Here is a 22,559-nt window from a genome sequence, read left to right on the forward strand (position 1 = left end):
CCCCGGCGCCGACCTGCTCAAAGTATTTCGAAGACTTCGTAGACGGCGCCTTCCGCCGTGCGGTAGCCGGCGCCGATGCCGAGTATGCCGTTCAGCCACGTCAGGCGCGGCGCGGCCGTCTCGAACTGGATGATGGTGCGGAAATAGTCTTCGCCGTAGGCGACCGGCTCGGAGTTCCTGTACCGCTCCATGACCTCCGGCGGACCGTGGCGGCGCCCGACATAGGTCATGTAGATGCGCTCGCCCTCGTCGGTCTCCAGCACCAGCCGGACATCGAGATGCATGCCACCGTCCGGCCGCATCATCAGGAAGTCGCCGCCGCCCGGCAGGACCTTGCCCTTCAGCCGGTCGCCGGAGAACGTTCCGCCCGTCACGAACACGACGCGTCTCTTGTAGCCGACCGGAACCTCGCCAATGTCGGTGGCGCCGTTGGCGGTATGCGCCCTCATCTCGAAGAGCGGCTTCAGTTGCACCTCGACCATCGCGCGCATTCCTCCGGACGGCTGTGGTTTCCCTGGAGATCAGCAGACCAGACCGCGTGCCGGCGGACGGTCCCCGGCATCGGGGACATGTCGCGCGAGCCCGCGGCGGTATCGTAGACCAGATGCGAATGCATCCCCCGCCGTGGCGTGGGATCCGGCGGCATCCTCCCGGAAGCACCGCCGGCGCGTGTCGGCGGTGCTACCGCAAAGAAATTCCCGATGGGACATCCAGGAAGACGACCCGCATGATCAGCTACGGTTTGAAGGACCGAACCATCGCAATCACCGGCGGCGCCTCCGGCATCGGCCGCGCGGCCGCACTCATGCTCGCGCGTGACGGTTCGAATGTCGGCATCATCGACGTCAACGGCGGGAACATCGACAAGGTGCTCGCCGAAATACGGGAGCATGGAGTGAAGGCCTCCGGCTTCGTCGCGGACGTTCGTGACGCCGGCCAGATCCGTCAGGCCGCGGAAAGGTTCGAACAGGAACTCGGCGCCGTGGACGGACTTTTCGCCTGCGCCGGGATTTCGAACACCGCGCCCGCCGAGACGATGGAGGAAGCCGCCTTCGAGGACGTGATCGACATCAACCTCAAGGGCGCGTTCCTGAGCTGCCGGGAATTCGGCCGGCGAATGATAGAGCGCGGGCGGGGATCGATCGTCGTGATCAGCTCGGTCGACGGGCTCGGCGGCCATCCCGGCCGCATCTCCTACGTCTCCTCCAAGCACGCGGTAAACGGGCTCGCCAAGAACCTCGCACTTGAATGGGGGCGGCACGGCGTGCGCGTGAATGCGATCGCCCCGGGCTTCGTCGATACGCCGCTGCTGAGGGCGAGCATGCCCGCCAAGTTCATCACCGGCGTGGTCGAGGACCGGATGCCGCTCGGCCGCATGGCCGCGCCCGAAGAGATCGCCAGCATCGCGCTCATGCTTCTCTCCGACGCGGCTACCTATGTCACGGGCGCTGTGGTTCCCATCGACGGCGGATTGACCGCCGGATACTTCACGGCCAGGCGGGGAGGCGACTATTCCTCGAAGAAGCTCCTCGAAGCCGGAATCTACAGCGAATAGGCAGGCGAACATGAACGACCGCGCACTTCCGGCCGCCGACGAACTCGCGATCCGCAACCTCCTCGCCCGCTACGTGCATTTCGCCGACGCCGGTGAACTCGATGCGTTCGCCTCGCTCTTCACCGAGGACGGCAGCTGGACGCGCGAGAACACGCCGCCCGCCAGCCAGGGCGGATCGGGCCTTCCGGCGGAGACGGTGAGGGGGAGGGACGGCCTGAAGAAGATGATCGAGGAATCGATCATCGCGCGCTTCGATCGCAAGTTCCGCCACCAGATGACCGACGTCCTGATTGAACCGGGAAACACGCCCGAAGAGGCCGACGGACTGTGCCGCGCCCTGATCACCGACTGGCGCGGCGGGGCGGGCAAGATCGCCATGTGCGCCCGCTACAGGAGCCGCTTCGTGCGCACCGGGGACGGGTGGCGGTTCCTCTCGGTGAGCGTCCACGTCCTTCCCGAATAGGTCTCGCCGCCGGGCGGCACGTCGGCTTACCCGCGCGGAGCGAGGTTGGGCAGAGGGGCGCCGTAGCGCGTCGGCCGCAGCACGTGGACGTCGCTGCCGCGCACGAGCGGCTGTCCGTGGCGCCTGCGTTCCTCGTCGCGGGCGGCGCGGATCCCATCGTCGGTCTGGTAGGCAATGGCGGCGCTGCGCAGCGCCTCGGCGTCAGGCCAAGCCGTGATCGTGACGGCCTGGTTCATCCGCGTCCCGAACCAGGTCATGAAAACCCCGAGCACCGTGGCGCCCTTCCGCGTCATGAAGGGCAGATCGGTCTCGGCCAGTGCGGTATGGCTGAGCATCGGATCGAAGTTGTCGACGTCGATGAGCCGCAATTCGTGCACGCTGCCGACGGGACCGGCATCCGGTTCGGAGCGGAAGCGGCTCCACACGGGCGAGGGACGCAGGACGAAGACGTGCGAACGGTCGACACGCTGTTCGCCGCCGTAGTTTACGGCAAGCTTGGCGAGCCACTCGGGGTCGGCATAGAAACGCTTCCAGGCTTCCATGCGCCGATCGAGATTTCTCCATGGAAGGATATAGGCGTACAATGGTGATAGCGGTCCGCCATGCCCTTCCCAAAGGGCAAGCGGTGCTGAAATCCCGCAGCGTTCGAAGATCGGCGGAACGTCGGTCCCCATCAGGTGGTGGAAGTCCGGCATGCGGGCCTGATGCATCTGATAGAGCCGCAGTTCGTAGTACTCCTCGATCCTGACCGGGGGAGCGAGCGGAACGTCCTTCATGGCTTGATGCCCAGATTTGGTTCGGGGGTGTTCCACGGCAACGGTTCCAGCAGATACTGGTCGAGCGTCAAGAACAGCCGCCCGCCGGCGCTGGTCCGCTCCCTGGCGCGCTGCGCGACGATCTCGGGATCGCGGTCGATGGCGAAGGCCGCCTTCTGCTGGGTCTCGAGGTCTGGCCAGGCGAGCAGCGTCACGAAGCGCGGTCGCTCCGGTCCGATGACCACCTCCATCACGCCCAGCACCCTGGCGCCATGTCTTCGTGCCACCGGAAGGTCGACCTTCGCGAGGACATCCGCGGCTTCCGTCTGAGATCCGTTGAGGACGTTCTGGACCCTGAGTTCATGGATGCCCGAGACCGGACCACCGCCGTCATCTTCTCGCACAGCCGCCCATGCGGGAGAGGCGTCGAGCAGCCAGTTCTCGATCGAATTGACCAGCGTCATGCCGTCGGTCAGTTCCGCGCGCTGCGCGCGCCAGAACGGATCGGCCCAGAAGCGGGGAAAGCGTTCGTCGCGCTGCGCGAGCGACGCCCATTTGATGATGTAGAGAAAGCCGGGGGCCTGCCTGCCGGCGACCACCATCCACGAACCCAGCGGCTTCGGCACGCCATAGCGCTCCCAAAGCGTTTCCTCGTGCGCCGGAGGCCCGCCCTCGACCGCCGGAGCACCGGCGATCGCCATCGAGTGGACGAGCGCCAGTTCCGAAGCCATGCGGCCGTCGGCGACGGCGTAGAAGCGATATTCGAGCACTCGATCTCCTGTCCCTCGGCTACGTGGTCAGTTCGCGACGGCGCCTTCGCCGACGAGGAAGCCCTTGAAGGCCTTCTCGAAGGCGAGCGGATTGAAGTACTCGCGCATGCCGACGATCTTCCCGTCCCGGAAGCGGAATATCCAGACGTAGCGCTGGTCGTAGATGCGCCCCGTCTCGGGCACTTCGCTGCGACCCCCGACTTCCACGATCGCGCACTCTCCCCCCTCCGTCTGGTGGATGGCGTCGATCGTGAAGACCAGCCCACGCCGGTTCTCCAGTACGGTCTTGTAGTGGAAGACGATCCGGTCGCGCCCGTCGAAGCCGGAATCCAGCCCGTCGAGGGAGGGCATGAACGGGTTTTCCTGCTTCGCGTCATCGGCGAAGAGATCGCTCCAGGCTGCGAAGTCCTTCTTCATCAACAGCGTATAGAAGCTGATCACCCTTGCTTCCACCGGATCGGCGGGGCTCATCTCGTCTGCACGGGGCATGGATATCGTCCTTTGCTGTTGACGGCGTCAAGCTGCTGCCAACGCCCAAGATCGCAGGTCGAACCCCTTGGCCGATGCTGTTTCCGGGCCGAGGGAGGCGCGGCTTGCCAGCACCTTTCGAGCGGTCATGAAATCGGCCGGACGGTTGACGGATTCGACCGCGATGAGCTGTCCGCGCCGAAAGAGGAGGATGGAGAAGCTCCGGGCATCGGGATCTCCGACCCTGACGGTTACTTCGGCACCGGCGGAGAGCCCCACCATCTGCAGCTTCAGATCTCCCTGGTCGCTCCAGAACCAGGGGACGGCCGCATAGGGAGCGCCCTTGCCGACGAGGCGGGCCGCGACGGCGCGTCCGTGGTCGGCTGCGTTCTGCACGGATTCGAGGCGCGCCGACCCGCCGGCATGCTGGCTCGGGAACATCGCGCAGTCGCCGATCGCCGAGATCGACCGGTCGGCGGTCAGGAGATAGGAATCGACCTTTATCCCGTTCTCGATGTCGAGGCCGGCCTCCGCCGCCAGCCCCACATTGGGCAGAACGCCGATGCCTACAACGACGATGTCGGCGGGCAGGATACGGCCATTGGTCAGTTCGACGGCCTCCACCTTGCCGTCTCCGGTGACGCGGGCGAGTCCCTGCCCGAAATCCATGTTGATGCCCCATCCGGAGTGGGCGGCGGCGAAGAACTCCGACATCTCGTGCGACACGGCCCGCGCCATGGGACGGTTGGATAGTTCCACGACATGCACCGACTTGCCCTTCGCCCGCGCGACCGCGGCGAACTCCAGCCCGATGAAACCCGCGCCGACCACCACCACGTTTTCGGCTGATTCCAGCCGCTCGGCGATGGCGTCCGCATCCGCGAGCGTCTTCAGCCCGAAAACGCCATCGAGTTCCGCGCCCGGTACCGGCAGGGCGCGGTTGTGCGCGCCGGTCGCCATGACCAGATGGTCGTAGCCGACGGCTCTGCCGCCAGCGAGTTCGACACGCCGGTTCGTCCGGTCGATCGCGATCGCCCGCTCGTTGACGAACTCGATGCGATGGCTGGAGTAGAAATCGTGCGGCCTGAACAGGAGACCCGCGGCGTCTGTCTTGCCGAGGAGGTAGGCCTTGGAGAGCGGAGGCCGCTGGTAGGGCAGGCTCGTCTCGTCGCCGATGAGCGTGATGGCGCCGTCATAGCCGTCCTGCCGCAGCGACGCCGCCGTCTGGAAGCCGGCCTGTCCTCCACCGACGATGACCACCGATTTCAACATGTTGCCCGCCTGCTCCTCTTTTTGCGGCTTGCACCACTTTCGATGGTCTCTACCGCATGACTTGCCTCGCACGCATCCCCTTCTCCGGGGACCGTTGCACGGGACACCCGGCCACTCGCAGGGTGCGCGATCTCGGACGGCCCCTTTTGCCGGCGATGCGGCAAGCGGATCAGTCGAACAGCAGTTGCGGCAGAAACAGCGAGATCGTCGGGACCGCGGCGATCAATAGCACCCGCAGTAGATCGACTCCGATGAAGGGAATGACGCCGCGGATGATTGTCGAGATCGAGACATCCGGCGCGACCGAGCGCATGACGAACAGGTTAATGCCGATCGGCGGCGTGATCAGCCCCAGTTCGCACAGCACCACAATGAGGATGCCGAACCATACCGGATCGAAGCCCAGGCCGATGACGACCGGGAAGAACAGCGGGACGGTGAGCAGGATCATCGACATGGATTCCATCAGCATGCCGAGGATGATGTAGATGAAGCAGATCACCAGCACGACCGTGAACGGCGAGAACCCGGAATTGTTGACGAAGTCCAGCAGCGCGTTGTGCGCGCCGCTGTAGTTGAGGAATTCCGTGAACAACCCCGCGCCGATGATCAGGGCAAACAGGACCGCGGTTGTCTGCGCTGTATCGAAAAGTATGTCGTAGAGCTGCGCCAGCGTCAGACGCCGCCGCGTAAGGGCGATCACGAACGCCCCAAAAGCGCCGAAGCCGGATGCCTCCGTTGCCGTGAACACGCCGGAATAGATGCCACCGATCACCATCACGAAGAGAGCCAATGCCGCCCATATTCCGAGCAGCGATTCGAAGCGCTCGCGCCAGGAGAACCCGTCCGCCGCGGGAGCGGACTCCGGGTTCCGCACGACAGTCCATCTGACCGCCGCCACATAGCCGAGGACACCGATCAGTCCCGGTATGAGTCCCGCGGCATAGAGCTTGCCGATATGGGTTTCTGTGATGATCCCATACACGACCAGAAGCACGCTTGGGGGGATCAGTATGCCAAGAGTTGCTCCGGCTGCTATGGAGGCGGTGCTGAGGCTGTCCGCATAGCCGAACTGGCGCATGGAAGGCATTGCGACCTTGCCCATCGTCACGACGGTGGCCACGCTCGATCCGCAGATGGAGGCAAATCCGCCGCTTGCCATGACGGTGGCAACGGCGAGACCGCCGCGCCGGGCGCCGAAAAACGCCTGGGCCGATCGGAAAAGTTCCCGTGAAACACCGGTGCCTGCCACCAGATTTCCCATCAGTACGAAGAGCGGAATGACCACCATGGCGTAGGACATGGTGCTGTCGCGTGTCGTGAGTGCCAGCATGGTGGCCGACTGGTGCCAGCCGACGAGGTAGCCGAAGCCGAGGAAGCCGGTAACACCCATCGCTATGGCGATGGGTACCCGCATGAAGATCAGGATGAAGGCGAGCAGGAAACCGAGGGACGCGATCAACATCGATTAGTCTCCGATGGTTGCCGAGGCGCGCGCGCCGCTGGTCGATCGATGGCGGGCCTCTTCCTCGCCGGCGAGCCGTTTCGCGGCCGCAAGTTCGTGGGACTCCGTCGTGGCGTCCTGGCGCCACAGGAAGGTGAGGCAGATCAGTCCCGTTATCCCGGAAAGGATCGACATGCCGAAGATGAATGGCGCCAGCGGGATTCCGAGGGACGGTGTCGTGTCCGCGTATCCGGCGACCTTCTCGCCGAGGATCCAGAGACGCCAGCTCATGCCGCCGAAGAAGGCGGCGCCCAACAGCGCGCTCAGCACCTTCTGGACGGAGCGAAGAATGGGGCCGCTGACCGCGTCGGCGAGATCGACGACGATGTGGGCTTGGCGGAACGCGACGCTCGGCAGCGTCAGGAAGACGACGCAGACGAGCAGGATCTCGGTGACTTCGGATGCGCCGACCAGAGGCCTGTCGAAGACGTTGCGGCCGATCACGTCGATGAAGGTGACCATCATCAGCGCGAACAGGAAGACCGCCGCCATGACGCCGACCACTTTTTCTATCCTGTTGAACATGATCGCTCCTCCAAAATTGAACGCGGCCTTCTTGGGGCACGTCGAGCGGGGACGACGGGTCGGTCGGCTCTGATTGGATCGGCCGGTTCTAACGTGCCGTGCCGGCCTTGGTTGGTTGCCCACCTATCTAGCTTAGCGAGCAACGAACCGGGGAATGTCACCAGTGCCGGGGACAGGTTGTCGAGCGCTGCATGAACCGCCCGGTAAGCCGCGCGGCGAACGGTTCAATTCCCCCGTCGCAATGGACGGGCTCCATGCGACTGCCGTACGACCGGTGCGCTTCATCCGCGCGTAAAGCGCAGCGGCAGCCGACCCAGCATCCGCATCTGGTTCACCGGCCGGTAGACCGGCTCCTCGGCCAGTTCCATCGACGCCGCGCGTGAGATGAGGGCGGTGAGGATCGCGTCGGCTTCGAGGCGCGCGATCATCTGTCCGACGCACTTATGATCGCCGACACCGAATCCGAGGTAGTTTCCGACGGTCTGACGAGAAATGTCGTACCGGTCCGGATCGTCCCACCGGCGCGGATCGCGATTGGCAGATCCGAGCAGGACGGTCACCTTCGTGTCGCCCGCCAGACGGTAATCGCCGAAGTTCGTGTCCCGGATCGTAGTGCGCCACGTGTACTGGAAAGGCATGTCCATGCGGATGCCTTCCTCGAACGCGGGCCGGACCTTTTTCAGGTCGCTCTTCACCAGTGCGTACTGATCGGGATTGCGCGCTAGGTGATGCAGCGTGTGACCGATGGCGCTGATCGTTGAATCGACTCCACCTCCAACAAAGCTGCGCGTGATGTTCGACGCCACCCCTTCCTCGAGCTCTCCGGCGTCCTCCGCCTGGAACAGCAGATGTGCGATCGAGTCGGGAACGACGGCGTCGCGTTCGCAGGCCCGGTCGTACCATTCGAGGTAGGGTTCGGCCTTTGCCATGGCCTTGTGGTAGAGTTCGTTGTGCGGACAGCTCTGGTTGAAGCGCATCTCCGCAATCGTAAGTGCCGCCTTTCTCTCCAGCTTGACCCCGACCGCGGCGGGAAACGCGGAGATGACGTAGGGTTCAATGAGGTCCTCGACGGCCTCCATCTCGCCGCGCTCGAGAACTTCCTCGGCCATACTGGCCGCCTGGATTTCGAAGAAATCCCGCATCTTGCGGATCACGAGCGGCGACATGACCCGGTTCACCACCGCTCTTATCTCGGTGTGCTTGGGAGGATCGACCTCCTGCAGCCGGCTCGGGATGCGGAACTTTCCGGGCTTTCGAATGTCCTGCATGCTCGTCCCGGCGCCAGTCATGAAGCGCGAATTGTCCGACAGGACGGTCGAACATTCTTCGTGGCGAGCCACGGCATACATGTCGTACTTGCTCAGCCACACGATCGGACCGGTTTCCCGCATCGCATGATGCATCGGGTACGGGTCCGTGAGGTTCTCGATCGTCCAGGGATCCCAGTCGAAGACGGGGGGATCGAGCGTCGCTGCGGCTTCCGAAGAGGCAGACATGTGTTCCCTTTCTCATCGTGGGCAAGTCGAACGCGCGGATCGGAATCCGCGCGTCGTCCGGCGTGTCCTTGCCGATCCCGAAGGGATCAGTTGCTGGCCTTTTCCGCTTCCTGGACCCGGGTGCGGAACTCCGCCAGGACGGCCGCCGGATCCTCGATGCCCTTTTCCTTGGCAGCGGCGATCCACGCCTCCTCGATCGGCTTCGCCGCTTCGCGTACGTTGTTCACGAATTCCTCGTCGGCCGTGATGATCTCGTAGCCGGCGTCTTTCAGGACCTTGGTTCCCGACGTTTCACGTTCTTCATAAGCCGTGCCGACGTCGTCGCTCAGCTTGTAGGTGGTGATTTCCTCGATCGCCTTGCGATCCTTTTCCGAGATGCTGTTCCAGGCATCCGGATTGGCGATGATCGCCAGCGTCGCGTTGGTGAGGCCGCCCGGAACGATGGTGCCATACTTGGTGAGCGGCACCATGTTCTGCGCGACGATGGTGTCGGCCTGCGTGATCTGTCCGTCGATCGCGCCCGTCGATAGCAGTTCGTAGGCTTCCGACGACGGCTTGTTGATGGGGACGCCCCCGAGCGACTTGAGCAGCTGGGTCACGTTGTCGTTCGGCGCGCGCAACTTCATGCCCGCCAGGTCCTCGAGCTTGGTCACGGGCTGGCGGCTGTTCCAGATCTGGTTCGGCGTGATGTTCCAGATGGACAGGAGCTCGACGCCCTTGAACTCGTTCGCCTGCATGAAATTCTCGCGGTAGATCGTCTCGAAGATCAGCGCCGATTCCGACGGCTTGCTGCCGAGCAGCGGCAATTCGCCCATCCCTGCCAGCGGGAAGCGTCCGGGCGAATAGCTGGTGACGATGAAGGAGATGTCGGCAAGTCCGTCGCTGATGACATCGAACTGGCTGTTGGCGGTGCCGACGGTTTTCGGCAGCGTCTCGACCTTGACCCGACCTTCGGTGACTTCCTCGATCTTCTTGAACCAGGGCTGGAACTGTTGTTCGTTCAGCCAGTGGGTGACCGGGAGCCACGAGGAATATTTCAGCGTGACTTCCTGCGCCACCGATGCGCCCGTCGAGACGGCGAACGCGATGGCTGCGCCGATGAGTGTCGTGGTGTTGATCTTCATGTCAGTTCCTCCCTGTTCGTTGCAGTTCTCTTGCTGTGGTTTCGGTCCGTTCCTACCGATCCGCGATCGGTCGTTGCGACATCGGACGACGCAAGCGCTCGGTTTTTCCCAACGGCAGCCGTCACGGCACGTAGGAGCCTCCGTTGACGTCGAGGACGACGCCGGCGATGAAGGAAGCGGCGGGCGTGCACATCACGGCGATGGGCCATCCGAGCTCGTCGGCGCGGCCTGCCCGGCCGAGCGGCATGAACATCACCTTCGGATCGAAATCGATGCCCTTGTTGAGCGGCGTCACGACGAGCCCCGGCGCTATGCCGTTGACGATCACGTTCGACTTCACCGCGCGCCGCGCCAGCCATTTCACCAATGTGTGAAGCGCGCCCTTCGACGCCGCGTACTCGGCGTAGTACCGCTCCGAGTTGTCGGTCATGATGCCGCCGTTCTGGCCGGCAGCGGAACCGACCAGCACGACATAGCCCTCGCCCTGCTTCGCCATCCCGTCGATGCAGCCCTGGGCAAGTCGGAACGGCGCGCGCACGTTCACGTGCATGAGGTGATCGAAGCCGTCGACCGGAGACATGTCCTGCGACGGCCGGAAGATGGCCGCGCAATGCGCGAGCGAGAAGAAGGGACCTTTCATGATGAGGGCATCGACGAAGCGATCGTCGGCAAGATCGCCCTGCATGCATTCGTAGGAGGCACCCCGCTGGTCCAGCATCGAGCCGGTGTCGGCCATGGCCTGGATGTCGGCGAGCACCAGCTCCGCGCCGAGTTCGGCCATGATGAGCGCAGTCGACTGTCCCATTCCGCTGGCCGCGCCGGTAACGAGCACCCGGCGGCCGACCATCGACAGCCGATCCGGCAGCGGAAGGCTTTTCCGGTCTCGCGTCTCGGCGGGGGTCATTCGGAACTCCTAAGTTTCGGGGGATTTTCCGGATGGTGAAGCGACCGTCTGTCCCCGGCGGTGGGACAGTCCCGCGCCGTGTCAGTCGATCGCACCGCGGGTGAACATGGGAAGCACGCCGTAGGAAACATCCTGCGGACCGGGCAGGCTCGGCCGCAGGATCATGTGCTTGGGCTGGGCCGGGTCCGGCGGCGCGGCCCTGGTTTCCTTCATCCAGTCTCGGGTGACGCCGCGATAGGAGATCCGCCACACGCCGTCGCGCTTCTCGTAGCGGTTGAAGGTTCGCGATCCGGCGGTCACTTCCTCGCCGTTCGGGCGGCGGTGATAGGAGGCGCGGTGGGTCTCTCCCTCCGCCCGGTCGCCGTCCACCTTGTACCATTCGTTCATCACGTAGTGAGCGGTGACCTCGAACTGGTGCAGGTAGTCCTTGAAGATGTAGTCGACCCACTCGTAGCCGGTCCCCTGCCAGGCTTCGCCGTGATCCTCGATCGCGTCCTCGAAGTAGATCGAGCGGATGAGATCCGGATCGCGCCGGTCGATGCCCCGGCAATACGCCATCTCCAGCTCGTGCAGACGCTCCTTCACGAGAAGCACCTCCATCCGTGCCTCGAGATCCAAACTCATCGGACAAAACCTCCCCGGACGTTCGACGGCGCGCGGCGGAATGGATAGCCGCGGCATCGCCCTTGGAGGCGCAGAACATCATCGGGGACGGAAATGGTCTGTCCCCGCCGAAGGGTGCATTGGCGGGGTTTCCTCGGCATAGGGTGCGTAAAAGACCGTGCGGCCGGCGCTCCTGCCGGTGCCGCGTCGAGAAATTTGGAGACTATTCCTTGGCGAAAGTCGCGATCATCTACTACAGCAGCACCGGACATAATTACGCGGTCGCAAGGGCGGTCGAGGAGGGTGCGGCTTCCGAAGGTGCGGAAACGCGGGTCCGCAAGGCACGCGAACTGGCTCCCGATGCGGCGATCGACGCGCGCCCCGGATGGCGGGAGCACCTCGAAGCGACAAAGGACGTGCCCGAAGCCGAACTGGCGGATCTCGAATGGGCGGACGGCTACGTCTTCGGCACCCCGACCCGTTTCGGCCTGCCGGCGGCGCAGCTCAAGCAGTTCCTCGACCAGACTGGAAGCCTCTGGTCACAGGGTAAGCTGCGCGACAAACCGGTGAGCGTCTTTGGGGGCGCCGGCAACGTCCATGGCGGACAGGAATCCACCCTCGTGGCTCTCAACAACGTCTTTTGCCACTGGGGCGCCGTGATCGTGCCGTCCGGTTACACCGATCCCTCGATCTATGCGGCCGGCGGAAATCCGTACGGCGTGAGTTTCACCGCTTCGAAGGAGGGCGTGTCGCCCGAGGCACTGGCGGCCGCCCGCTACGCCGGCAAGCGCATAGCCCGCTACGCCGAGGTGTTGTCGGTCGGCCGCGCGAAACTGATCGGCAAGTAGGTCGGGCAGAACCACGAGCCGATGACGCCGAACGCCATCGCTGCCGGTGTATCCGGAAACGCTCCCGATGCCGGTATCCGGCGCGGCTTGCATCGAATGAGGAGCGGATCATGATCTCGATCGATACGGATGCGGCCGCGTCCGGCGGAAACCGCCGCTCGCCCGGTTTTCAGTTCGTCGCATCGGCGTTCGTTTTACTGCTGGGCCTGTTCGGAAGCCATCTCGCGACGCCGCTCTACCCGATCTGGCAGGCCGAGTTCGGACTGTCGACCGGTGCCATCACACTGATCTACGCTTGCTATCCCATAGGCGTCACCGGCGGCCTCCTGTTTGGGGGGAGATTGGGCGATCAGGTCGGCCGAAAGCCGCTGATCCTCTCTGGACTTCTCCTGATGATCGGATCGGCCGCCATCTACCTCGTTGCGACCGGCATGCCGGCGCTTGTGGCGGCGCGGTTGCTGAACGGTGTGGCGATCGGCCTGCTCAGCGGTCCCGCCGTCGCGCTCATCGTCGAACTCCACCCCCAACAGAACCGCTCGGAAGGGTCGAGGATCGGCGCGCTGGCGACGCTTGCCTCCCCCGCGGTCGGGCTGCTCGCCGCCACGATGATCGTCTATTTCGCCCATTCGACGGACATGGCCGTGACCTTTCCTTTCATCCTGCAGATCGCCGGCATCATGGTCGGCATCATGCTGCTGACGACGGTCCGCGAGACCATTCTTCCCGAGAACAAGGTCCGGTGGCGCGATGCGTCCTTCGCCCCCCAGGGGCTGCACATACCGGCCGGGATCAGGTCCGGGTTCCTGTTCGCCGCGCTCATCGGAGTGCTCGCCTGGGCCAACACCGGCTTGTGGCTCTCGCTCGGCCCGTCGCTCGTCTATGAAGTGCTCGGCTCCCACAACAGGCTGCTGGGCGGCCTGATGGTCGTGGCGTTCCTCACCACCGCGGGTGTCGTGCAGCTCTTCACCCGCGGCATGGAGTTTCCGCGCGCCATCACGCTCGGCCTCGCGCTCGTCATTCCCAGCATCGTGCTCGTGAACGTCATGCTCGTCTGGCACTCGGCGATCGGACTGGCGGTGGGCGTCGCGTTGGCAGGTGCTTCGCAAGGGCTGAGCTGGATGGGATGCTCGCAACTGATCAACCACATAGCGCCGTCCCGCTACCGCGCCTCGGTCGTCTCGGCGCTCTACATCTGCGGCTACTTCGGTTCCTCCATACCCGTCATAGCGACGGGGGCGGCGGCGGACGCGATCGGGCTGTTCCCGGCATTGCTGCTTCTGTCGGCGCTCTTCGTCGGGCTCGCCATCTACCTCATCATCACGAACGTCCGCATCAACCGGGCAGGTTTCGCCCCGCCCGCGGCTTGAGCATTCCCGTACCGACAAACCTGACGCGCAGTGCAGTCCAGGGAGCATAGGACACCCTTGGGGTACCGGCGTTTTCCGTCTCCCCGCCGATGCGCCCCCGCCTGATGTCCCCGGCATGGAGGACATACCCCAACCTCCCGCGCGCTATCGATCAAGCAGGCTTCAAACGGGGCCGGATGGCCTTCGAAACCTCCCCTTTCCGAGAAAGAGACATCAAGGAAACGCATGACCGAGACCGCAAGCCACGGACCGTTGACCGGATTGCGCGTGCTGGAGATCGGCCATTTCGTCGCCGCGCCGTTCTGCACCCGCGTTCTCGGCGATCTGGGAGCGGACATCATCAAGATCGAACCGCCGGCCGGCGATCCGGTCAGGCAGTGGGGCGCCCAGATCGACGGCAATTCGCTCTGGTGGTCGATCCACGGCCGCAACAAGCGCTCGGTCACGGTCAACCTGAAAGCACCAGGCGCCTCGGACCTCGTACTGGCGCTGGCGGCCCGCTGCGATGCCGTCGTGGAGAATTTCCGTCCTGGCCAGCTCGAGCGTCTGGGATTGGGCGACGCGATCATGCGTTCCGCCAGACCGGATCTCGTGATCGCGCATATCTCGGGTTACGGCCAAGACGGACCGTATCGCGACCGGGCCGCCTTCGGCGTCATCGGCGAAGCCATCGGCGGGCTCCGCTATCTCACCGACCACGAGCCGGGCACCACGGATCTGCCACCCGTCCGTGTCGGCGTGAGCATCGGCGATTCGCTTGCCGGCCTCTATGCGGCCTTCGGCATCGTGTCCGCCGTCTGGCAGCGTGACCGCGCGGCCGGCGATGGCAAGGGCCGCACCATGGACGTGGCGCTGAGCGAGGCGGTGCTCAGCATGACCGAGGGCATGCTTCCCGAGTATGCCGCGCTCGGAAAGGTGCGCCAGCCGACGGGCTCGCGTATCCCCACCGCGGCACCGTCCAGCGCCTATCCGTGCTCCGACGGCAAATGGATACTCATCGCCGCGAATTCCGAACCGCTGTTTGCCCGCCTGTCCAGATTGATCGGGCGCCCCGAACTGCCGCAGGAGCAGCGCTTCGCGAACAACCGGATGCGCGTGGCGAACGTGGTGGAACTCGACGAACTGATCGGATCATGGACACGGAGCCTGCCCGTCGACCAGATCGAGAGGAAACTCAACGACGCCGACATTCCCTCCACGCGCGTCTATTCCGCCGCCGAATGCGCCGCCGATCCGCAGTTCCGCCACCGCGGCATGGTGCGGGAGGTCGACGACCGACTCTTCGGAAAGGTCCTGCATCTCGGCATCGTGCCGCATGTTCCCGACGATCCCGGAAAGATACGCTGGGCCGGACCGGCCGTCGGCGAGCATACGGACGAGGTACTGAGCGACATCCTCGGCATGCAGCCGGCCGAGATCGCGGCCATGCGGCGCGAAGGGGTGATCTGATGCGGACTGTCCGGCCATCGCGCGTCGAAATCGTGGAAGTCGGTCCTCGTGACGGCTACCAGAGCATCGTGCCGTTCATCCCCACCGCGAGAAAGATCTCGTTCCTGCGGCGGCTCGTCGGAACCGGGCTGCGGCGGGTCGAGATCGGATCCTTCGTCAGCGAGCGTGCCATTCCGCAGCTGCGCGACACGGCCGAGGTTCTCGCGGCATGCCGCGATATCGAGGGCATCGTCCCGCAGGTGCTCACCCCGAACGAGAAATATGGCCGCGCGGCGGTGAATGCAGGCTCGAAATTCGTCGCCTTCGTACTTTCGGTCTCGGAAGCCCACAACCGCAACAACGTGCGCAGGCATCCGCGGGAATCGGTCGAGGAGTACCGCCGTCTGATCGCCGCGTTGCCCGACGGCGTGGACGTGCGCCTCAACCTCGCGACATCCTTCGACTGCCCGTTCGACGGCCGCGTCGCGGAGGATGAGGTGATCGCGCTGCTGGACGACCTCGTGCCGATCCGTCCGGATGCCGAAATCTGTCTTTGCGATACGACGGGGCGCGCAGCGCCCGATCATGTCGACCGCCTCTTCGCGCGCGCGATGGACCGATTTCCCGAAGTTTCCCGCTGGGCGCTGCACGCCCACGACACCTACGGGCTCGGGCTCGCGAACGTCTATGCGGCGTGGAACCGGGGCGTACCGGTCTTCGATGCCTCGTTCGCCGGCCTCGGCGGCTGTCCCTTCGCACCCGGCGCGACGGGCAACGTGGCGACCGAGGATCTGGTCTGGATGTTCCGCCGCATGGGCGTGGAAACCGGCATCGATCTCGATGCGCTGGTCCCGGTGGCGTGCGACGGCGCCGAAATCCCCGGCGGACTTCCCGGCGGGCGCGTCCGGCACGCGCTCTCCGCGGCGCGAACCACCTGACCGGGACCCCACGCTCAGAGTTCACCTAGATGGAAATGACGAGCTTGCCGAAATGGCCGCCGGAGCGCAACTTCGCATAGGCGTCCGCAGCGCGTTCGAAGGGAAACACCTCGTCGACGACCGGTCGCAGCCGGTGCAGGCCGATCGCCCGGTTCATCTCGTGGAACATGGCACAGCTTCCCACGCTGATGCCGATGAGCCGGATCGCGCGCGCGATCACGCCGCGCGGATTGATGCCGTCGCCGCCGCCGACGAAGCCGATCGAGACGATGCTGCCCCCGACACGAACGGCGCGGAACGACCGCTCGAGCGTACCGGGGCCGCCCACCTCGACGACGAGATCGGCGCCGTTGCCATTCGTCAGTTCGCCGACCCGGCGGTCCCAGTCGAGCTCGGCTGTGTAGTCGATCGTCTCGTCGGCGCCCATGTCGGCCAGCCGGCGGCACTTGGCAGGGCTGCTGGAGAGATGGATGACACGCGCACCCATGAGCCTGGCGAATTGCAGCGCCATCACCGAAACCCCGCCGCTCCCCTGGAGCACCACCGTTTCGCCCGCGCGAAGCGGATGCGCGGCGGTCATGGCGTTCCAGGCGGTCAGCGCGGCGCAGGGCAGGGTCGCCGCTTCCTCGAACGTGAGATACGCGGGGAAGGGGATCGCGGCATGGGCGGGCAGCACGACATGCTCGGCGAGGACGCCGTCGACTGACCCACCGAGCCCGCGCGCCCGCGCCTGCGCCGAGATCGGGCCGGATATCCAGTCCGGATAGAACGCGCCTGCCACCCGGTCGCCGATGCGCAGACCCTTGACGCCTTCACCGATGGCCGCGATTTCGCCTGCTCCGTCCGAAAGCGGGATCAGCCGTTCCGTCGTCGCGCCATACATGTTGTCCAGCACCAGAAGGTCGCGGTAGTTCAGCGAGGCTGCCCGCATTCGCACGACAACCTCTCCGGCCCCCGGCTCGGGGCGAGGGAACTCCACGAAGTGGAGGGCGCCGTCCGCTGCCCGGGGGCTGATCTGGCAGGCTTTCATGTCACGCACCTAGGGTTTCAGGACGATCTTGCCGAAATGGGCGTTGGCGCGCATGTGTTCGTGCGCGGCGACCGCGTCGTCGAGTGAGAAGCTGCGGTCGATGGGAAGACCGATCCGCCCCGCGGAGACCTCGTCCCAGAGGTCTTCGCGCATCCGGCGTACGATCTCGCGCACTTCGGCGGCCGAGCGCGTCCGGAAGGTGACGCCGACGTAGTCGATGCGCCTTGCCGCGTGCAGGTCGAAGTCGAACTCCGCCGATGCACCGCCGAGTCGGCCGACGTTGACGATCCTCCCGAGCACCGTGGTGGCCTTCAGGCTGTCATTGATGCCCGGCCCGGACACCATGTCGACCACGGCATCGACGCCCGTGCCGCCCGTTGCCGCGACGAGGTCGTCCACCCAGCCGGGTTGCGCCGGATCGAAAACGTGCGTGGCTCCGAAACGGGCGAGGGACGAGCGCCGCTGCGCGTTCCCGGAGGTGCCGGCGACGAGACGTGCGCCACGCAATCGTGCGATCTGCATGGCCATCAGGCCGACCGCTGAACTGGCGCCCTGGACCAGAAGCGCCCCGCCATTTTCGAGCCGTCCGTGCGTGACCACGGCGTCGTGCGCGGTCATGAGGACGAGCGGCAGGACGGCCGCCTGGTCCATCGAGAGCGCCGTGCCATCGAGCTTCAGCGTCCGCCCCGCATCGGCAACGGCATACTCCGCATAGCCGCCGGTTCCCGAACACATGACCTTGTCGCCCGGCCGAAAGCCTTCGACCGCGCTTCCGGTCTCGACGATCTCGCCGGCCCACTCCATCCCGATCGGCTTGCCGAACGAACCGGCCGTCGCGACGCCGGCGCCCTTCGCGGCATTCAGGTCGGCGCGGTTCATGCCGGCTGCCGCCACGCGCACGAGGACCTGCTCCGCGGATGGGCTTGGGCGTCGCGCCTCGCCGACGGCGAGGCCGGTCGGGGAAGCGAAACCCGCTCTCATCATCTCGGTCATGACCGGCGTCCCATCAGTGCATCAACAGGCCGCCGTTGACGTCTATCGTTGCGCCGGTGACGAAACCGGCGCCGACGGACGCGAGGAACGAAGCGGCTTCGGCGATCTCGTCGGGGGTGCCGATGCGCCGCAGCGGGACCGCATCGAGCATCGTGTAGGACCCGCTGGTGGAGGACTGCGCCAGCATCGGCGTGTCGATCGGGCCGGGCGCGATGGCATTCACGGTGACGCCGAATGGCCCCAGGTCGCGGGCTGCCGTACGCGTCAGGCCCAGCACGGCCGCCTTCGAGGCGGAATAGGCCGTGCCCGACTGCAGCCCCCCAGCCTCTCCCGCGAGCGAGGACACAGTGATGACGCGGCCGTGCTCGACCGGAACCTTGCGGCGGCGCCGGGACATTTCCCGCACGCACAGAAACGTGCCGCGCGCATTGATCGCCATGACCTTGTCCCAGTCCTCGACCGTTGAATCCGCGAGCGTGATGCCGACCGCGAAGCCGCCGGCGCCGATCGTTCCGGCGAAATGCGCCAGCACCGATACCGGCCCCATCTCCCGCTCCACCTTGTCGAACGCAGCGATCACCGCGTCTTCCTTCGACACGTCGAGCGCGATGCCGCGATGGCCCTCGCCGTCCAGTCCGGTGGCTGCCTTCTCGGCGGCGGCGCCATCGATGTCGGCGACCGCTACGGTCATGCCGTCCCTGGCGAAACGCTTCGCCGTCGCAAGACCGAGCCCCCCGGCCCCGCCGGTGATGAGTGCGATACGCATCGGATTCTTCTCCCTCGAATGGATGGCGGTCGTCCCGTCAGGGCGCCGGATTTGCCTTTTCCCAAGCCTCGATCATGGCCTCGCTTATGAACACGGACGACGTCTGGCCGCCGTCGACGGCGATCACCTGCCCGGTGACGAACCTGGCATCGTCGCTCGCGAGGAACGCGACGGTTGCCGCCACGTCCTCCGGCTCGCCGACATGTCCGAGCGGCATCGTCTCGACGATCGTAGCGCGGAAGCGGGGAGCGTCGCGGCGGCCCGCGGTCTGCGGCGTCGCGATGATGCCGGGAGCGACGGCGTTCACCCGGATGCCATCGGGCCCGTATTCCGCCGCCATGTGGCGGGTCAGCCCGACGACGCCGGCCTTCGCGGCCGAATACGCGGCCCAGCGCCGGTAGCCGGCGAGGCCGATGCTGGAGGCGATGTTGACGATCGTGCCGCGCGACTTGCGCAGTTCGGGGAGGATGTCGCGCGAGAGACGAAAGGTCGGCCGCAGGTTCACGCCGAGATGAAAGTCGTAGATCTCATCGGTCGTCTCGTGCAGCGGCGGAGCGTTGCCCACGCCGACATTGTTCACGAGGATGGATACGAGGCCGAAGGCATCCAGGCAGGCGGAGAGCACGGCCCGCGGAGCGTCGCCGGTCGTCACGTCGCAGGTCAGCGCTGACATGCGCGGATCGTCGGGGAGGCTGGTCAGCAGATCCGGGTTCTTGTCCACGAACAGGACCGATGCTCCCTCCGCGTGGAGTCGCTCCGCGATCGCGCGGCCAATACCCTGTCCCGCACCGGTGACGATTGCCGCGCGGCCTTCGAAACGCTGCATGTCGATCAAGCTCTCCCTGCGAGGAATTCGGCGGCGTAGTCCTTGCCGATCTGCACGACCTGCTTGTCGAACATCAGGATCCGCGTCGCGTCCATGTCGAGGAACTTGCGCTCGTCCTCGATCATCGTCTCCTGGAAGTAGGGCAGCGAGTGCAAGGCCTTTCGCGCCTCCAGGCTCTCGAACCAGGACTCGGAGAAACCGTCATAGTCGAGCGCGCCCACGCCGCCGACCGCGCCGAGGCTCCCCCAGCCGCTGCTTGGACTGATGTGATGCTGGACGTAACGGATCATGAACCTGGACAGTTCGGGATTGTCCGCCAGCAGCGGCCCGTGGACGTCGCGCCAGTGCGTGGCGAACTCGTCCCATGTAAGTCCCGGCTTTCGTCTGTAGAAGCCGAGCGTGATCAGCATGCGTTCGTCCTATGTGACTTGGATTCCCCGGCACCCGGCGATGCGGTTCCCGGTATCGTGCAGCTTGACGGCAGGCGCGGCTGCTTCATATCCCCGCCGCTGGGGACACCTGCCCCGGGTTCAGGAGAAATGCAGGCCGCCGTTGATGTCGATGACGACGCCGGTCATGTAGGTGCATCCGGGCGAGCACAGGAAAGCCATCGGCCAGCCGATCTCGGCGGGCTTGCCGAAGCGGCCGGTCGGGAGTTTCGCGAAATCGAAGGGTTGGCCGGAAGCGAGCGTCATCGGAGTCTCGATCGGCCCCGGCGCGACGGCGTTGACCACGACCCCGCTGCTCGCCGCCTGGCGGGCGAAATAGTGAACCAGGCCCTGGAGTGCGCCCTTCGACGCCACGTATGCGGGCTCGACGGAGAGCGTCGTGCCGGCGCTGCGCGCGGCGAGCGAAGTCGTTAGCGCGATCCGGCCGTGTCCGCGCTTCATCATGGCCGGCATCACGGCGCGCATCAGGTTGATCGGGCCTCGTACATTGACGTCGATGGTGCGCTCGTAGAGCGCATCCCAGGTTTCGTCGGCCAGCCAGTCACCCTTCGAATAGATGCCGCTGCAGTCCGCGAAGGCATCGATGGTCCCGAGGGACGCGACGAAAGCGTCCACCTGCGAGCGGGACGTATTGTCAAGTGCGTGAAAACTTACGCTTCGGCCCTGCGCCGAAAGTTCGGATGCGATCTTCTCCGGAGCATCGAGGTCGGCGAGCACCACTTCCGCGCCTAGCATCGCGCAGGCTCTGACGGTGGCGCCGCCGAGCGTGCCGCCGGCACCGGTGATCAGGATGCGCTGCCCTGAAAGGTTGAAGGCGTTCTGCATGTTGTCTCCTCCTGCCGGAAACGGCCCTCCGCTTCACCTGAAGCCCGGCGAGCGTGAAAATGGTCGGCGTCAGTCGTCGAGCGGCGGCAGTTGCAGTCGAAGCTCGCGCTTCAGCACCTTGCCGTAATTGCTCTTCGGCAGGCTTTCGACGAAGAGGTAGCGCTTGGGACGCTTGAAGCGCGCGATGTGCTCGACGCAATGCGCATCCAGTTCGCGTTCTTCCGCGGTCTGGCCGTCGGCGGGCACGATCACCGCGACGACGATCTCGCCCCATTCGGGATGTTCCTGGCCGACCACGCAGACCTCGCTCACCGCGGGATGCCTGAGCAGCGCCTCCTCGACCTCGCGCGGGTATATGTTGGTTCCGCCGCTGATGATGACGTCCTTCGACCTGTCGCGAAGCGTCAGGTAGCCGCGTTCGTCGAACGATCCCATGTCGCCAGTGTAGAGCCAGCCGTCGCGCAGCGCCGCCGCCGTGGCGTCCGGGTTGTTCCAGTAGCCCGACATCACGACGTCGCCCCGGCAGATCACCTCGCCGATCTCGCCTGGTGGGACCGGCTTCATGTCCTGATCCACCACCCGCACCTCGAGCCCGCTTCGCGCATATCCGACCGAGGCCAGCGTCGCGTCGTCGCCGGTCAGGTGATCCGTGCGCCGCAGTCCCGTGATGGTCATCGGCGATTCGCCCTGGCCGTAGATCTGCATGAAGACCTGCCCGAAGACGTCGAGCGATTTGCGTATCTCCTCCAGATACATCGGCCCGCCGCCATAGACGATGGTGCGAAGGTTCTGCGGTGTCCGCCCCGACCGCTGCGCCTCCAGGCGCAGCCGCTGAACCATGGTGGGGGCGAAGAACGCGCCGACGCCCGGATGGGCCGAGCAGAGATCGGTGAATTCTGCCGGATCGAAACCGCCGCTCGCGGGCACCACCTGTCGCGCGCCGCGCGCCACATAGGCGGGCAGATAGAGGCCCGATCCATGTGACATCGGCGCGGCGTGGACCAGGCTCGCGTTCTCGTCGACCACCTCCATGTCGGCAAGGTGGGCGATCGTCATGGCCATGATGTTGCGGTGGGAAAGCATGGCCCCCTTGGAACGGCCGGTCGTGCCGCTCGTGTAGAAGAGCCACGCGAGCGCGTTGGGGTCCGAGCCGACTTCACCGTCCCATTCTTCCCCGAGCAGAGTTTCGTAGCCGTCGCCGCCGATCACCTGGAGAAGACAGTCCGCTGCCTGGGAAGCAGCCGCCTCGCTGCGCAGCCGGTCGATGATTTTCGGCGAGACGAAGGCCGCGGCGGCGCCTGAATCTCCCAGAATCTGCACCATTTCCTTTGGATGCAGCTTCGCATTCACCGGCGTCACCGCCATCTCGGCCGCCCATATGCCGAAAAAGAGCTCGACATATTCCGGGCAATTCTCGGTGACGATCACGATGCGCTCTCCCGGCGCGAAGCGGTCGCGCAGGAAAGCCGCGATGCGCAACGCCCGTGATCGCAGCGCCGCGAAGGTCGCCACTTCCATCGACCCGGTATACACGGCGCCAAGGTCCGGAAACCGCCGGGCGGTCTGGTCTAGGAGATGGAATATGTTCAACTGCGTACACTCCGGTCGGCGAGCTCCCCATCGCCGGCGAACCGGGGGAGGGCATGGCCT

Annotated in this window: 24 protein-coding genes; 6 read left to right on the forward strand and 18 right to left on the reverse strand. The window is 65.5% G+C overall.

The window, feature by feature from the left end:
• Nucleotides 1–17 precede the first annotated feature (17 nt).
• The gene (locus tag ABGN05_RS17520; RefSeq protein ID WP_367955333.1) at nucleotides 18–482 is read right to left on the reverse strand and encodes a DUF3237 domain-containing protein; all 465 of its coding nucleotides are present in this window, start codon (nucleotides 480–482) and stop codon (nucleotides 18–20) included.
• Between the two features lie 245 nt (nucleotides 483–727).
• Here ABGN05_RS17520 and ABGN05_RS17525 point away from each other — a divergent pair, with 245 nt between their 5' ends.
• Nucleotides 728–1,555, forward strand: a complete 828-nt coding sequence (locus tag ABGN05_RS17525) for an SDR family NAD(P)-dependent oxidoreductase (RefSeq protein WP_367955334.1) — start codon at nucleotides 728–730, stop codon at nucleotides 1,553–1,555.
• 10 nt (nucleotides 1,556–1,565) lie between these two features.
• Entirely contained in the window at nucleotides 1,566–2,018 is a 453-nt protein-coding gene (locus ABGN05_RS17530) for a nuclear transport factor 2 family protein (protein WP_367955335.1), read from the forward strand.
• 26 nt (nucleotides 2,019–2,044) lie between these two features.
• On the opposite strand, the gene ABGN05_RS17535 is transcribed toward ABGN05_RS17530, so the two are convergent.
• The 10 genes from ABGN05_RS17535 to ABGN05_RS17580 form a co-directional block, all read right to left on the reverse strand.
• Nucleotides 2,045–2,794 carry an NIPSNAP family protein gene (locus ABGN05_RS17535; protein ID WP_367955336.1) on the reverse strand — a complete coding sequence of 250 codons (750 nt, stop codon included), beginning with the start codon at nucleotides 2,792–2,794 and terminating at the stop codon, nucleotides 2,045–2,047.
• Entirely contained in the window at nucleotides 2,791–3,543 is a 753-nt protein-coding gene (locus ABGN05_RS17540) for an NIPSNAP family protein (RefSeq protein WP_367955337.1), read from the reverse strand. The genes ABGN05_RS17535 and ABGN05_RS17540 overlap by 4 nt, the downstream gene beginning before the upstream one ends.
• Nucleotides 3,544–3,570: 27 nt before the next feature.
• Nucleotides 3,571–4,032, reverse strand: coding sequence for a nuclear transport factor 2 family protein (locus ABGN05_RS17545; RefSeq protein ID WP_367955338.1), 462 nt, complete (start codon nucleotides 4,030–4,032; stop codon nucleotides 3,571–3,573).
• A 27-nt stretch (nucleotides 4,033–4,059) separates the two neighbouring features.
• Nucleotides 4,060–5,283: an NAD(P)/FAD-dependent oxidoreductase gene (locus tag ABGN05_RS17550; protein WP_367955339.1), complete on the reverse strand. Its 1,224-nt coding sequence runs from the start codon at nucleotides 5,281–5,283 to the stop codon at nucleotides 4,060–4,062.
• Nucleotides 5,284–5,452: 169 nt separating this feature from the next.
• Nucleotides 5,453–6,748: a TRAP transporter large permease gene (locus ABGN05_RS17555; protein ID WP_367955340.1), complete on the reverse strand. Its 1,296-nt coding sequence runs from the start codon at nucleotides 6,746–6,748 to the stop codon at nucleotides 5,453–5,455.
• A 3-nt stretch (nucleotides 6,749–6,751) separates the two neighbouring features.
• Complete coding sequence (locus ABGN05_RS17560) at nucleotides 6,752–7,312, reverse strand: TRAP transporter small permease (RefSeq protein ID WP_367955341.1); 561 nt, start codon at nucleotides 7,310–7,312, stop codon at nucleotides 6,752–6,754.
• A gap of 281 nt (nucleotides 7,313–7,593) precedes the next feature.
• A complete protein-coding gene (locus tag ABGN05_RS17565; protein ID WP_367955342.1) occupies nucleotides 7,594–8,808 on the reverse strand; it encodes a cytochrome P450 in 1,215 nt (404 codons plus the stop codon).
• A gap of 86 nt (nucleotides 8,809–8,894) precedes the next feature.
• Nucleotides 8,895–9,932: a TRAP transporter substrate-binding protein gene (locus ABGN05_RS17570; protein ID WP_367955343.1), complete on the reverse strand. Its 1,038-nt coding sequence runs from the start codon at nucleotides 9,930–9,932 to the stop codon at nucleotides 8,895–8,897.
• Nucleotides 9,933–10,053: 121 nt separating this feature from the next.
• The gene (locus tag ABGN05_RS17575; protein ID WP_367955344.1) at nucleotides 10,054–10,836 is read right to left on the reverse strand and encodes an SDR family NAD(P)-dependent oxidoreductase; all 783 of its coding nucleotides are present in this window, start codon (nucleotides 10,834–10,836) and stop codon (nucleotides 10,054–10,056) included.
• 81 nt (nucleotides 10,837–10,917) lie between these two features.
• Nucleotides 10,918–11,460 carry a nuclear transport factor 2 family protein gene (locus ABGN05_RS17580; protein ID WP_367955345.1) on the reverse strand — a complete coding sequence of 181 codons (543 nt, stop codon included), beginning with the start codon at nucleotides 11,458–11,460 and terminating at the stop codon, nucleotides 10,918–10,920.
• A gap of 209 nt (nucleotides 11,461–11,669) precedes the next feature.
• Here ABGN05_RS17580 and wrbA point away from each other — a divergent pair, with 209 nt between their 5' ends.
• The 4 genes from wrbA to ABGN05_RS17600 all read left to right on the forward strand — a co-directional run bounded on the left by wrbA (nucleotide 11,670) and on the right by ABGN05_RS17600 (nucleotide 16,020).
• Nucleotides 11,670–12,287 (forward strand): NAD(P)H:quinone oxidoreductase, encoded by a 618-nt coding sequence (gene wrbA, locus ABGN05_RS17585; RefSeq protein ID WP_367955346.1) that lies wholly within the window; start codon nucleotides 11,670–11,672, stop codon nucleotides 12,285–12,287.
• 110 nt (nucleotides 12,288–12,397) lie between these two features.
• A complete protein-coding gene (locus ABGN05_RS17590; RefSeq protein ID WP_367955347.1) occupies nucleotides 12,398–13,654 on the forward strand; it encodes an MFS transporter in 1,257 nt (418 codons plus the stop codon).
• 225 nt (nucleotides 13,655–13,879) lie between these two features.
• On the forward strand, nucleotides 13,880–15,103 hold the full coding sequence (locus tag ABGN05_RS17595; protein WP_367955348.1) for a CaiB/BaiF CoA transferase family protein: 1,224 nt from the start codon (nucleotides 13,880–13,882) through the stop codon (nucleotides 15,101–15,103).
• Nucleotides 15,103–16,020 (forward strand): hydroxymethylglutaryl-CoA lyase, encoded by a 918-nt coding sequence (locus ABGN05_RS17600; RefSeq protein WP_367955349.1) that lies wholly within the window; start codon nucleotides 15,103–15,105, stop codon nucleotides 16,018–16,020. Before ABGN05_RS17595 ends, ABGN05_RS17600 begins: the two co-directional genes overlap by 1 nt.
• Nucleotides 16,021–16,045: 25 nt before the next feature.
• Here the strand turns inward: ABGN05_RS17600 and ABGN05_RS17605 are convergent, their stop codons facing one another.
• The 7 genes from ABGN05_RS17605 to ABGN05_RS17635 form a co-directional block, all read right to left on the reverse strand.
• Nucleotides 16,046–17,050: a zinc-dependent alcohol dehydrogenase family protein gene (locus ABGN05_RS17605; protein WP_367955878.1), complete on the reverse strand. Its 1,005-nt coding sequence runs from the start codon at nucleotides 17,048–17,050 to the stop codon at nucleotides 16,046–16,048.
• 9 nt (nucleotides 17,051–17,059) lie between these two features.
• Nucleotides 17,060–18,031 (reverse strand): zinc-binding dehydrogenase, encoded by a 972-nt coding sequence (locus ABGN05_RS17610; protein WP_373695956.1) that lies wholly within the window; start codon nucleotides 18,029–18,031, stop codon nucleotides 17,060–17,062.
• 25 nt (nucleotides 18,032–18,056) lie between these two features.
• Nucleotides 18,057–18,809 carry an SDR family NAD(P)-dependent oxidoreductase gene (locus ABGN05_RS17615; RefSeq protein WP_367955351.1) on the reverse strand — a complete coding sequence of 251 codons (753 nt, stop codon included), beginning with the start codon at nucleotides 18,807–18,809 and terminating at the stop codon, nucleotides 18,057–18,059.
• A 37-nt stretch (nucleotides 18,810–18,846) separates the two neighbouring features.
• Nucleotides 18,847–19,635 (reverse strand): SDR family NAD(P)-dependent oxidoreductase, encoded by a 789-nt coding sequence (locus tag ABGN05_RS17620; protein WP_367955352.1) that lies wholly within the window; start codon nucleotides 19,633–19,635, stop codon nucleotides 18,847–18,849.
• A 5-nt stretch (nucleotides 19,636–19,640) separates the two neighbouring features.
• Nucleotides 19,641–20,045 (reverse strand): EthD domain-containing protein, encoded by a 405-nt coding sequence (locus tag ABGN05_RS17625; RefSeq protein WP_367955353.1) that lies wholly within the window; start codon nucleotides 20,043–20,045, stop codon nucleotides 19,641–19,643.
• 120 nt (nucleotides 20,046–20,165) lie between these two features.
• Nucleotides 20,166–20,909, reverse strand: coding sequence for an SDR family NAD(P)-dependent oxidoreductase (locus tag ABGN05_RS17630; RefSeq protein WP_367955354.1), 744 nt, complete (start codon nucleotides 20,907–20,909; stop codon nucleotides 20,166–20,168).
• A gap of 69 nt (nucleotides 20,910–20,978) precedes the next feature.
• A complete protein-coding gene (locus ABGN05_RS17635; protein WP_367955355.1) occupies nucleotides 20,979–22,499 on the reverse strand; it encodes an AMP-binding protein in 1,521 nt (506 codons plus the stop codon).
• Nucleotides 22,500–22,559: the final 60 nt, after the last annotated feature.

The organism is Aquibium pacificum, assembly GCF_040839445.1.
Classification (GTDB): Bacteria; Pseudomonadota; Alphaproteobacteria; order Rhizobiales; family Rhizobiaceae; genus Aquibium; species Aquibium pacificus.